The organism is Escherichia sp. E1V33, from assembly GCF_004211955.1.
Classification (GTDB): Bacteria; Pseudomonadota; Gammaproteobacteria; order Enterobacterales; family Enterobacteriaceae; genus Escherichia.
Genome location: NZ_RHJI01000010.1, coordinates 278,141 through 290,330, shown reverse-complemented (window position 1 = coordinate 290,330; position 12,190 = coordinate 278,141). Strand labels below are relative to the sequence as shown.

9 protein-coding genes and 5 tRNA genes are annotated in these 12,190 nt (G+C 47.2%); 8 read left to right on the top strand and 6 right to left on the bottom strand.

Translation table 11 applies throughout. The features are described 5' to 3' along the window. The first annotated feature begins 4 nt into the window (after nt 1-4). Entirely contained in the window at nt 5-1,084 is a 1,080-nt protein-coding gene (gene cobT, locus D9742_RS09590) for a nicotinate-nucleotide--dimethylbenzimidazole phosphoribosyltransferase (RefSeq protein ID WP_130236751.1), read from the top strand. 61 nt (nt 1,085-1,145) lie between these two features. After that, nucleotides 1,146-2,081 carry a L,D-transpeptidase gene (gene ldtA, locus D9742_RS09585; protein ID WP_130236750.1) on the top strand — a complete coding sequence of 312 codons (936 nt, stop codon included), beginning with the start codon at nt 1,146-1,148 and terminating at the stop codon, nt 2,079-2,081. A 55-nt stretch (nt 2,082-2,136) separates the two neighbouring features. Here the strand turns inward: ldtA and D9742_RS09580 are convergent. Next, nucleotides 2,137-2,212, bottom strand: a tRNA-Asn gene (locus D9742_RS09580). Nucleotides 2,213-2,536: 324 nt separating this feature from the next. Between D9742_RS09580 and nac the strand changes: the two genes are divergently transcribed. After that, nucleotides 2,537-3,454 carry a nitrogen assimilation transcriptional regulator NAC gene (nac, locus tag D9742_RS09575; RefSeq protein ID WP_130236749.1) on the top strand — a complete coding sequence of 306 codons (918 nt, stop codon included), beginning with the start codon at nt 2,537-2,539 and terminating at the stop codon, nt 3,452-3,454. 101 nt (nt 3,455-3,555) lie between these two features. After that, entirely contained in the window at nt 3,556-4,506 is a 951-nt protein-coding gene (gene cbl, locus D9742_RS09570; RefSeq protein WP_130236748.1) for an HTH-type transcriptional regulator Cbl, read from the top strand. Between the two features lie 37 nt (nt 4,507-4,543). Here cbl and D9742_RS09565 read toward each other — a convergent pair. Further along, nucleotides 4,544-4,619: transfer RNA gene (locus D9742_RS09565), tRNA-Asn, on the bottom strand. A gap of 160 nt (nt 4,620-4,779) precedes the next feature. Here D9742_RS09565 and yeeO point away from each other — a divergent pair. Then, a complete protein-coding gene (gene yeeO / locus D9742_RS09560; protein WP_346477237.1) occupies nt 4,780-6,267 on the top strand; it encodes a toxic metabolite efflux MATE transporter YeeO in 1,488 nt (495 codons plus the stop codon). 100 nt (nt 6,268-6,367) lie between these two features. Next, a tRNA-Asn gene (locus D9742_RS09555) sits at nt 6,368-6,443 on the top strand. Between the two features lie 94 nt (nt 6,444-6,537). Here D9742_RS09555 and amn read toward each other — a convergent pair. The 3 genes from amn to D9742_RS09540 all read right to left on the bottom strand — a co-directional run bounded on the left by amn (nt 6,538) and on the right by D9742_RS09540 (nt 9,808). Next, complete coding sequence (amn, locus tag D9742_RS09550; RefSeq protein WP_130236746.1) at nt 6,538-7,992, bottom strand: AMP nucleosidase; 1,455 nt, start codon at nt 7,990-7,992, stop codon at nt 6,538-6,540. Between the two features lie 101 nt (nt 7,993-8,093). Next, entirely contained in the window at nt 8,094-9,410 is a 1,317-nt protein-coding gene (gene shiA / locus D9742_RS09545) for a shikimate transporter (protein WP_130236745.1), read from the bottom strand. A 308-nt stretch (nt 9,411-9,718) separates the two neighbouring features. Beyond that, nucleotides 9,719-9,808: transfer RNA gene (locus D9742_RS09540), tRNA-Ser, on the bottom strand. Nucleotides 9,809-9,901: 93 nt separating this feature from the next. On the opposite strand from D9742_RS09540, the gene mtfA reads away from it, so the two are divergent. Both mtfA and D9742_RS09530 read left to right on the top strand, forming a co-directional pair. After that, on the top strand, nt 9,902-10,699 hold the full coding sequence (gene mtfA, locus D9742_RS09535; RefSeq protein ID WP_130236744.1) for a DgsA anti-repressor MtfA: 798 nt from the start codon (nt 9,902-9,904) through the stop codon (nt 10,697-10,699). A 100-nt stretch (nt 10,700-10,799) separates the two neighbouring features. Next, nucleotides 10,800-10,875: transfer RNA gene (locus D9742_RS09530), tRNA-Asn, on the top strand. 81 nt (nt 10,876-10,956) lie between these two features. On the opposite strand, the gene D9742_RS09525 is transcribed toward D9742_RS09530, so the two are convergent. Then, nucleotides 10,957-12,024 carry a glycosyltransferase family 9 protein gene (locus D9742_RS09525; protein ID WP_130236743.1) on the bottom strand — a complete coding sequence of 356 codons (1,068 nt, stop codon included), beginning with the start codon at nt 12,022-12,024 and terminating at the stop codon, nt 10,957-10,959. Between the last annotated feature and the right edge of the window lie 166 nt (nt 12,025-12,190).

Sequence of the window (12,190 nt, the reverse complement as noted above, 5' to 3'; positions counted from 1 at the left end):
TGACATGCAAACACTTGCCGATTTACTGAATACGATTCCTGCCATCGTTCCTGCCGCTATGTCGCGTGCACAACGGCATATTGACGGGTTACTCAAACCTGTTGGTAGCCTTGGAAGGCTGGAGGCGCTTGCCATACAACTGGCAGGAATGCCGGGGTTGAATGGCATACCGCATGTGGGCAAAAAAGCGGTACTGGTTATGTGTGCCGATCACGGCGTCTGGGAGGAAGGGGTCGCTATTTCCCCAAAAGAAGTGACAGCCATTCAGGCTGAAAATATGACCCGCGGAACAACTGGTGTGTGCGTGCTGGCTGCACAGGCGGGGGCTAAAGTTCACGTGATTGATGTTGGGATTGATACCGTTGAGCCTATCCCAGGGCTTATTAACATGCGTGTCGCAAGAGGCAGCGGTAGTATTGCCTCGGGCCCGGCAATGAGCCACTGTCAGGCTGAAGAGTTGCTTCTGGACGTCATACAATATACGCGCGAGTTAGCGAGAAATGGTGTCACTCTGTTTGGCGTGGGTGAACTGGGGATGGCAAATACCACACCGGCAGCAGCGATAGTTAGTACGATTACTGGTCGCGATCCTGAAGAAGTAGTCGGTATTGGCGCAAACCTGCCGGCAGATAAACTGGCTAATAAAGTTGATGTTGTTCGTCGGGCAATAACATTGAATCAACCGAATCCACTGGATGGTATTGATGTACTGGCCAAAGTAGGCGGGTTTGATTTGGTCGGAATGGCTGGCGTAATGTTAGGTGCCGCTTCCTGCGGTTTACCCGTGTTGCTGGATGGATTTCTTTCTTATGCCGCTGCACTTGCCGCCTGCCAGATGTCTCCTGCAATCAAACCGTATCTCATTCCTTCTCACCTGTCGGCAGAAAAAGGGGCGCGTATAGCGCTGTCGCATTTGGGGCTGGAGCCTTATCTCAATATGGAAATGCGTTTAGGTGAAGGGAGTGGCGCAGCGCTGGCGATGCCCATCATCGAAGCTGCCTGCGCGATATACAGCAACATGGGTGAACTTGCCGCCAGTAATATTGTTCTACCGCGGAAGATGACTTCTGAATTGAACAGTTAAAAACGAAAAGTCAGATAAAAGCTATACTTATCGGATAGCTTTCGCGACTTAGGAAAGGGACATGATGCGTCGTGTAAATATTCTTTGTTCATTTGTTCTGCTTTTTGCCAGCCATAATAGTCTGGCGGTAACTTATCCACTCCCTCCAGAAGGTAGCCGTTTAGTAGGACAACCATTGACAATAACGGTTCCTGATCACAATACCCAGCCACTGGAAACCTTTGCTGCACAGTACGGGCAAGGTCTGAGTAATATGCTGGAAGCGAATCCTGGTGCTGACGTTTTCTTACCAAAGTCTGGTTCGCAACTCACCATTCCGCAGCAACTGATTTTACCCGCTACTGTACGCAAGGGGATTGTGGTTAACGTCGCCGAGATGCGTCTTTATTACTACCCGCCGGACACAAATACTGTGGAAGTGTTTCCTATCGGCATCGGCCAGGCCGGGCGTGAAACGCCCCGCAACTGGGTAACTACTGTTGAACGTAAACAAGAAGCGCCAACCTGGACGCCAACGCCTAACACTCGGCGTGAATATGCGAAACGAGGGGAGAGCCTGCCAGCATTTGTCCCTGCGGGGCCCGATAATCCTATGGGGCTTTATGCTATTTATATTGGTCGGCTTTATGCCATCCACGGTACTAATGCCAATTTTGGTATTGGCTTACGGGTGAGTCAGGGCTGTATTCGTCTGCGCAATGATGACATAAAGTATTTGTTCGATAATGTTCCTGTCGGGACGCGCGTGCAAATCATCGATCAGCCGGTGAAATACACAACGGAACTTGATGGCCCAAAGTGGCTGGAAGTTCATGAACCGTTGTCGCGCAATCGGGCGGAATATGAGTCTGACAGAAAAGTGCCATTGCCGGTAACACCGTCATTGCAGGCGTTTATCAACGGACAAGAAGTTGATGTAAATCGCGCAAATGCAGCATTGCAACGTCGATCGGGAATGCCTGTGCAAGTTAATTCTGGGGCGAGGCAGATGTTTTAAAACAGTTGTTACGTAGAAAGCAAAAAGCCTGCTCGAAAGCAGGCTTTTTTGAATTTGGCTCCTCTGACTGGACTCGAACCAGTGACATACGGATTAACAGTCCGCCGTTCTACCGACTGAACTACAGAGGAATCGTGTGAACGGGGCGAATATTAATGGCAGCGTTCCGCGATGTCAAAGGGGGAAATGCATTTTTTTGTTCGTTTGCTGGCAATTTCGACAAAGCGATGAACATTCAATCTTTTTTGTAATGTTCCATTGTAGTGCATGCCATCCTTTTATGGGGCAATGAACGCTTGATCTGCGACCAGGACGAAGGGTCAAAACAATCATAATCTCTTATTTGACAGGCGATTAGCTTTCGCGTTAGCGCCAAGCTTAAACTGGCAAGCATCTTGCAATCTGGTTGTGAGTAATACCGGCACTTGGGCCGATTCTTAAAAACCGGAGGCAACATGAACTTCAGACGCCTGAAATACTTCGTAAAAATTGTAGACATTGGTAGCCTGACCCAGGCTGCTGAAGTGTTGCATATCGCGCAGCCTGCGCTCAGTCAGCAGGTCGCCACTCTGGAGGGCGAGCTGGACCAACAACTTTTGATTCGCACTAAACGTGGCGTTACCCCAACAGATGCTGGAAAAATTCTCTATACCCATGCGCGGGCAATTTTACGTCAGTGTGAACAGGCCCAACTGGCGGTACATAACGTAGGTCAGACATTATCGGGTCAAGTCTCAATTGGCTTTGCGCCAGGAACTGCGGCGTCGTCTATTACCATGCCCTTATTACAGGCGGTACGTGCCGAATTTCCGGAAGTGGTTATCTATCTACATGAAAACAGCGGCGCTGTTCTTAACGATAAACTTATAAACTGCCAGCTTGATATGGCCGTAATTTACGAGCATTCCCCTGTGGCAGGCGTATCCAGCCAGGCGTTGTTAAAAGAAGATCTCTTTCTTGTCGGAACTCAGGATTGCCCAGGGCAAAGCGTTGATGTTAATGCAATAGCGCAAATGAACCTCTTTCTTCCCTGCGATTACAGTGCCGTAAGACTCCGTGTTGATGAGGCTTTTTCTCTACGGCGACTCACGGCAAAAGTCATTGGTGAAATTGAGTCGATCGCCACGCTTACCGCAGCGATTGCCAGCGGCATGGGGGTTGCAGTGTTACCCGAATCAGCCGCGCGTTCGTTATGTGGCGCAGTTAACGGATGGATGTCACGTATTACCACACCGTCAATGAGCCTATCCTTGTCATTAAATTTACCTGCCAGAACAACCCTGTCGCCACAGGCGCAAGCAGTGAAAGAGCTGTTATTGTCAGTGGTCAGTTCTCCAGTCATGGATAAAAGACAATGGCAATTGGTTAGCTAAACGTTATATCTGGATGGAATAAGATGCTGGTTTTTATTATTTGTTATGCCGGGCGTTAGACTTTAACAATAGCGGAATGTCTGATCTGCCCGGAGTTTACGGTGAATTTCCAACAACTAAAGATAATCCGCGAGGCTGCACGTCAGGATTACAACCTGACAGAGGTTGCGAATATGCTTTTTACCTCACAGTCAGGCGTCAGCCGTCATATTCGAGAGCTGGAGGATGAGCTTGGTATAGAAATATTCGTTCGTCGGGGCAAACGACTGCTTGGTATGACTGAACCGGGCAAAGCATTACTGGTAATTGCAGAACGCATTCTGAATGAAGCCAGTAATGTTCGTCGACTTGCCGATCTCTTTACCAACAATACATCTGGCGTTCTCACTATCGCAACGACGCATACTCAGGCACGCTACAGCTTGCCGAAGGTCATTAAAGCCTTTCGCGAACTTTTCCCGGAAGTGCGGCTTGAGCTTATCCAGGGGACGCCACAGGAAATTGCGACGTTGTTGCAAAATGGTGAAGCTGATATTGGTATCGCCAGCGAGCGTTTGAGTAATGACCCGCAGCTCGTCGCCTTCCCGTGGTTTCGTTGGCACCATAGTTTGCTTGTTCCACTCGATCATCCCTTGACGCAAATTACACCATTGACGCTGGAATCAATAGCGAAGTGGCCGTTAATCACTTACCGACAGGGGATTACGGGGCGCTCACGTATTGATGACGCATTTGCCCGCAAAGGTTTGCTGGCAGATATTGTATTGAGTGCGCAGGATTCTGATGTCATCAAAACCTACGTGGCCCTTGGCCTGGGGATTGGATTAGTAGCCGAACAATCCAGCGGCGAACAAGAGGAAGAGAATTTAATCCGTCTGGAAACGCGCCATCTTTTCGATGCTAATACCGTCTGGTTGGGGCTAAAACGAGGACAATTACAGCGTAACTATGTCTGGCGTTTTCTGGAACTGTGCAATGCAGGGCTGTCGGTTGAGGATATTAAGCGACAGGTGATGGAAAATAGTGAAGAGGAAATTGATTATCAGATATAGCAAAGAGCCCGCTATAAAAGCGGGCTCTTCAGGAATTTGGCTCCTCTGACTGGACTCGAACCAGTGACATACGGATTAACAGTCCGCCGTTCTACCGACTGAACTACAGAGGAATCGCTGTTGAGGCACATCTTAACGGCGAAAAATCTTTTGTCAAACCTGATTTTTAAATTTCTCAACTGTTTGCCGTTTCTATCAACAGTTTGTTGCATTTGCAGACAATTTACTGGCGAAAATCTTTGCAGCTTTGCTGATTCTCCCTCATTATTTGAAATGTGGTTTCACTTTCTGCAATTAAGGTCAGTTTTGAATATCTCCTCAGCTTTACGCCAGGTTGTTCACGGCACCCGCTGGCACGCAAAACGTAAGAGCTACAAGGTGTTGTTCTGGCGTGAGATAACCCCACTTGCTGTTCCTATCTTTATGGAGAATGCCTGTGTCCTGTTGATGGGCGTACTGAGCACGTTTCTGGTGAGTTGGCTGGGAAAAGATGCGATGGCAGGCGTTGGCTTGGCGGACAGTTTTAATATGGTCATTATGGCTTTTTTTGCAGCTATCGACCTTGGTACTACAGTCGTTGTAGCATTTAGTCTCGGTAAGCGTGATCGACGGCGGGCGAGGGTAGCGACGCGGCAGTCATTAGTGATCATGACATTGTTTGCTGTACTGTTGGCAGCGTTTATTCATCATTTTGGTGAGCAGATTATCGATTTTGTTGCAGGTGAGGCCACGCCGGAGGTAAAAGCACTGGCGCTGACTTATCTGGAGCTAACAGTCATCAGTTACCCTGCGGCGGCTATCACCTTGATTGGTAGCGGAGCACTTCGCGGCGCAGGGAATACGAAAATACCGCTTCTTATAAATGGTAGTCTGAATATTCTTAATATTATCATTAGCGGCATATTGATTTATGGTCTTTTCTCCTGGCAGGGTTTGGGGTTTGTCGGGGCAGGGCTGGGATTGACTATTTCCCGTTATATTGGCGCAGTCGCCATTTTGTGGGTTCTGGCGATTGGTTTTAATCCTGCGTTACGGATCTCGTTAAAAAGCTATTTTAAGCCATTGAATTTCAGCATTATCTGGGAAGTCATGGGGATTGGTATTCCAGCAAGTGTGGAATCCGTATTGTTTACCAGTGGCCGGTTATTAACACAAATGTTCGTTGCCGGGATGGGGACGAGTGTTATTGCCGGGAATTTTATCGCTTTTTCGATTGCGGCTCTTATTAATTTACCAGGAAGTGCACTTGGATCTGCTTCTACAATCATTACGGGTCGAAGGTTGGGGGTAGGGCAGAGAGCGCAAGCAGAAATTCAATTGAGGCATGTGTTCTGGCTGTCCACTATTGGATTAACGGCAATAGCCTGGTTAACCGCCCCCTTTGCCGGGATTATGGCGTCGTTTTATACCCAGGATCCGCAGGTTAAACATGTCGTTGTGATTCTGATTTGGTTGAATGCTTTATTTATGCCGATTTGGTCTGCCTCCTGGGTACTACCTGCTGGTTTTAAAGGTGCTCGAGATGCACGCTACGCCATGTGGGTTTCTATGCTGAGCATGTGGGGATGCCGGGTGGTAGTCGGTTATATGTTGGGAATCATGCTTGGCTGGGGTGTGGTTGGCGTCTGGATGGGGATGTTTGCCGACTGGGCCGTGCGGGCTGTGCTATTTTACTGTCGAATGGTTACAGGGCGATGGCTATGGAAATACCCTCGTCCTGAGCATAAACAGTATGAAAAAAAGCCAGATGTGTCGGAATAAACGACAAAGCGCAGATTATTTCAGCAAACGAATTCAAAATTAAAAAACAGGCTTTGACATTGTGGATGGGCATCGTTAATATTCGCCCCGTTCTCACGATTCCTCTGTAGTTCAGTCGGTAGAACGGCGGACTGTTAATCCGTATGTCACTGGTTCGAGTCCAGTCAGAGGAGCCAAATTTCTGAAGAGCCCGCTTTTATAGCGGGCTTTTTGCTTTGTTACTTAATCAAATCCTTCACATCTTTTACTGACGCAAAGGATTTTAACTCATTATCGGAACGGTGGTTCATTAAAGGTTCGCAATTTACGCGAATGCAGCCGGTCGCCTTCTGCGCGCAGCAAATCTATCGCCCGAATGCCAATTTGCAGGTGCTCGGAAATTGCGCCTTCATAAAAACGGTTAGCCTGGCCGGGAAGTTTAATCTCACCATGCAACGGTTTATCTGAAACACACAGTAGCGTCCCGTATGGTACGCGGAAACGATATCCTTGTGCTGCAATGGTGGCACTTTCCATATCAATCGCCACGGCCCGACTTAAATTAAAACGAAGTGCAGAAGCCGAGTAGCGTAACTCCCAGTTCCTGTCATCAGTGGTTACTACAGTTCCAGTACGTAGCCGCTGTTTAACTTCCTCACCCGGCCTGCCGCTGACGAGTTTGGTGGCGTCATAAAGTGCGCGTTGCACTTCAGCAATACTCGGAATAGGAATATCGGGGGGCAGAACCGCATCAAGAACGTGGTCATCGCGTAAATAAGCGTGCGCAAGTACGTAATCTCCAATAGCCTGGCTTTCACGTAATCCTCCGCAGTGACCAATCATCAACCAGACATCCGGGCGTAGCACCGCCAGATGATCGCAGATAGTTTTGGCATTTGATGGCCCCACGCCAATATTCACCAGAGTAATACCCTGACCATCGGCAGTGATTAAATGCCATGCGGGCATCTGGTGTTTTTTCCATGCAAGGTCGGAAATTGCTTCTTCAGGTGCTTCGGTTTCGGCGGTGATCCAGTTCCCACCAGCACAAGAAAGGGCAATGTAGGGGCTATCAGGATCGAGGATCTGACTACATCCCCAACGTACGAATTCATCCACATAACGTGTGTAGTTGGTAAACAAGACGAACGGCTGAAAATGTTCGACTGGCGTGCCTGTATAATGGCGTAACCGTGCGAGTGAAAAATCTACCCGGCGTGCATCAAAATGCGATAGCGGGGAGAATTCCGTTGGATGATAAATGCCATCTGCCGTTTCATCGCCAATTTGCGCCAGCTCGGTTGTCGGGAAATAGCGAGTTAATCCGGCGCTCATTGAGCGATCAAGCGTCAGCTCTGAGCCGTCGATGACATAGGGATATGGAATTTCATGCTCTGAGGGTTGCACTGAAATATGTGCACCATAATCCTGGTACAGCAGAGTTAATTGTTCATTAAGATATGAACGAAAGAGAGCAGGGCGGGTGATGGTGGTGGTGTAGCTGCCAGCGTGAGTAAAACGACCAAACGCGCGTGTTTTGGGAGGGTTTGTTGCGCTGCCGTCCCAGGTTACGGTCAATGATGGATAGACAAAAAGACCGTGTTTTCGGGCATTTTCATCAGGCAATTCGCCACTTTTAATATATTTGCCAATGGCGTTGCGTAAAGCGACTACTGATTGCTCGTACAGCGCTTCAAGTTCATCCAGTGCCTGAGTTGGGGTCAGACCGGAGCCCTTATTATTCATATGTCTCTCCTGTTCCATACAATTACCGCACTTCCGATAGTATGTCACAGGAATGTGAAACAAAAGTGTAAGGCGAAGATCGGACGATCTTCGCCAAGCTATCAAGCACGCTGATTGTCTTTCATCAACAGAGCGGTTATTGCGGAAATCAGGCATCCAGCCAGCAAATAAATGGCGACACTATGCCAGTCTCCAGCAAAATAAGTAATGAGAGCGGCGGCAATAAAAGGTGTAAATCCACCGCCTACCACGCTGGCAACCTGATATCCGACGCCAGCGCCGCTGTAGCGATAACTTGCACCAAACATCTCGGTGAACATCGGTTGTTGCACACAAACCACCATATCATGTGCAATATTCGCCAGCATAATGGAGAAGAAAACTATCCAGAAAATGGACTCTGCTTCAAGCGCCATGAAGAAAGGAAATGCGCTTAATGTCCCGATTAATGCCCCTGTAATATAAACCTTGCGGCGGCCAAAGTGGTCTGCAAGCCAGGCAAAACAGGGAATTGTCAGGCAGCTTAATCCACCCACCAGTAAACCAATATTGAGGAACAATTCGCGCGGCAGCCCCATATTCTGGGTCGAATAGTTCAGTGCAAAGGCGGTAACGATATACATCGTCAGCAACTCGCACAGTCGTAGCGCAATAATCTTAAGGAAAGCACCGGGATGTCGTAACAGGGCTTCGATAACCGGGATGCGTTTTTGCACTGCCGCTTGATTATGCTGCTGTTGTTCAAATTCAGCGGATTCCTCCATGCCATTACGAACCCACAATGCACCCAGCACCAGCACGATGCTAAAGAGGAAAGGAATTCGCCAACCCCAGCTCAAAAATTGCTCGTCAGTTGTCATCATACTGATCAATGAAACTAGTCCGGTTGAAAGGAGTAACCCTACGCCGTAACCAACCTGGACGCCGCTACTGTAAAAGGCTTTTTTGTTTTTTGGCGCGCTCTCAACGGACAGCAACGCAGCGCCTCCCCATTCGCCGCCAACAGCAAATCCCTGAATAGCTCGCAGCATAACCAGTAAAATTGGTGCCCACCAGCCAATAGTTGAGAACGAAGGGAGAATGCCGATCAATGCTGTGGCGATGCCCATCATCCAGACGGTAAGCATCAACATGCGCTTACGCCCCAGGCGGTCGCCGAAATGGCCGAAAATGACACCACCGAGCGGACGAAAAAGGAAACCGACACCAAAGGTGGCAAATGCGGCGAGCGTACCCATTGCCGGGCTTACCTGCGGGAAAAACTCGCGATTAAACACTAATGCGGCGGTAATGCCATAGAGTAAAAAATCATACCAGTCGACGACGGCACCCGCGAAACTGCCTAACGCAGCGCGTCGGGCGCGACTTAACGAAAGCGTTCCTTCATCGGGACGCGTGGAGATGAGCGTGGAGTCCATAGTGATCCTGTTTGTTCTGTCTTTTTATAATTAGTATGGAAAAGGTAACTCACATTGCCGTCGATCTATAAACGAACCTTATGAGACTACCGCGACAGAAAGCATCTGCAAATGTTTTTATGCCAGGAACTGAGGATGAAGGGCCGGGAGGGGGCAGTTACATATCACAACCGCGTTGAACAAAAAAATGTGAACGCGAAAGCTGCAACGCATACCCGTCTGATGCTATTTTTCTCTGATGGATTTTTTTGAATTTTCCTAATGGGATTTGTGTCACTGACACCAGGTGAGCTAATTGCTTGAATGATTGGCGGAGAGAGGGGGATTTGAACCCCCGGTAGAGTTGCCCCTACTCCGGTTTTCGAGACCGGTCCGTTCAGCCGCTCCGGCATCTCTCCGTTCAGATGGTTGCCATGATGCCAGGAAATTTGGCATTTTAACAGTCCCTGTCCGTGCAATTTTGTTCAAGTGACGAGTTTGCGAGCAAAACGATGATTAAGTGGCCCTGGAAAGTACAAGAAACAGATCATGAAGATACGCTCCCATGGAAGGAAGCTCTGGCGATACCTCTTTTGACATGTCTGACAGAGCAGGAGCAAAGCAAACTAGTCACTCTTGCCGAACGTTTTTTGCAGCAAAAAAGACTGGTCCCGCTACAAGGATTTGAACTTGATGCATTGAAAAGTAGTCGCATCGCCTTACTTTTCTGTTTGCCTGTTCTGGAGCTTGGACTGGAATGGTTGGATGGTTTTCATGAAGTGCTAATTTACCCTGCGCCATTTGTGGTAGACGATGAATGGGAAGACGATATAGGGCTGGTGCATAATCAACGTATCGTTCAATCAGGACAAAGCTGGCAGCAAGGCCCAATCGTGCTGAACTGGCTCGATATACAAGATTCTTTCGATGCCTCGGGCTTTAATCTGATTATCCACGAAGTTGCACATAAACTGGATACACGAAATGGTGATCGCGCCAGTGGGGTTCCCTTCATTTCTTTACGTGAAGTCGCTGGATGGGAACACGATCTTCATGCGGCGATGGATAACATTCAGGAAGAAATTGAGTTAGTGGGCGAAAATGCCTCCAGCATCGATGCTTATGCTGCCAGTGACCCAGCAGAATGTTTTGCCGTACTTTCCGAATACTTTTTTAGTGCACCGGAACTTTTTGCGCCACGCTTCCCCTCGTTGTGGCAACGTTTCTGTCAATTTTATAAGCAGGATCCATTACAACGGCTACGAAATGCCAATGGGCGAAACACCTATTCAGCACCAAATGTTCATTAAATATAAATTTTGTTGCTTAATTAACCGATTGAAATGACTTGCGAATTTTAGTGTTGACACTCGCTGCGCTGCTAAGTAATATTCGCCTCGTTCTCACGATTCCTCTGTAGTTCAGTCGGTAGAACGGCGGACTGTTAATCCGTATGTCACTGGTTCGAGTCCAGTCAGAGGAGCCAATTTTCTGAAAAGCCTGCTTTCGAGCAGGCTTTTTGCTTTTCTGCAAACGTGCTTTAGTGTTTGAATTTTTGTTAGAGCTTTCATTGCGCTGTGACTGGAATTTTCGCGATAATCCTTTTCAGCGTATTGCTGAATTCATCCAAATTTAGATGATCAATAGCCTTTCCTACTACAATCGTCTCTGAAATGTCGGCCATGGCAGGCCAGCGAGTCTTATAATCAGCATATACGGCGATGACAGGAACATTATAAGCACTTGCCATGTGTAAAATAGATGTATCTGGCGTTATTGCAAGGAAGGCATCTCTTATGATTGCTGCAGACCGCATAATTGAAGGTGATAACGACAAATGATAAACGTTATCAAAATGCCGGGTTAGTTCCAGGGCTGTTTGTGAACCTTTCGGACCATGAACAATGACAATTGGCATGTCTGATTGTATTTTAATTATCTCGATGATTTTTTGTGCCATTGTTAGTGAAAATGTTCTCTCTTGCACGCTACCTTCTAAATTAAGAGCAATATATGAACCTAATGAATGCATCTCACAACGTACTTCTTTTATTACTATTTCGCTGAGGGGCAATTCAAATAATGGTGGGGGCGCGGGGAATCCTACTTCTCGCATCATGAAGGCCCATGTCAGCGGTACTGGTGCGCGAAGTGACTGATCCATTTTCGACGCCGATTTACAGGCCGGTGAATAACATTTCATCGTTAAACCCACAACCTGTAAATTTGTATTGGCTCGTAAGTGACTAATAAATAGCATCGTCTTCAGGTTTTTCTTGCGCATTGCTTCAATACAAAGATCAGGCGTTCCATATTGTTCATTGATGTTTTTTGCTAATTTTTTTATTTCTTTAAAATTGGCATAATCCTGCATTGTCATAGTGACCAATGTTAATTTTGTTTTTTCCAGATGAAGTGCCTCAAAAACAGATTTATTAATTGTTGATGTAACAATCAATAAGTGTTTTATTTTATGCAGTTCAAGCGAGCGGATTATTGGGTAAATAGCCATGGCATCCCCAATTTGATCGGGAATGTGGATAACTACAAATTCACTTTTTGCAATATCAGTATCTTTGCAGCGATAATCATAATACGCAAATGCAATACGTCTGAAAATTGATAAAAATGACATTTGTAACCTCGCTTCCATTCTGGTTAAAACATGGTGAAGTTTATCAGAAATGATTGGTTTCTAAAATCGATAAATAATAATGCGGAATATACTATATATTTATCATTTATGTATTAATCATTTTTGCAAATTATCATTCTGTTTAAAAACAGCTTGTGCCGCACTC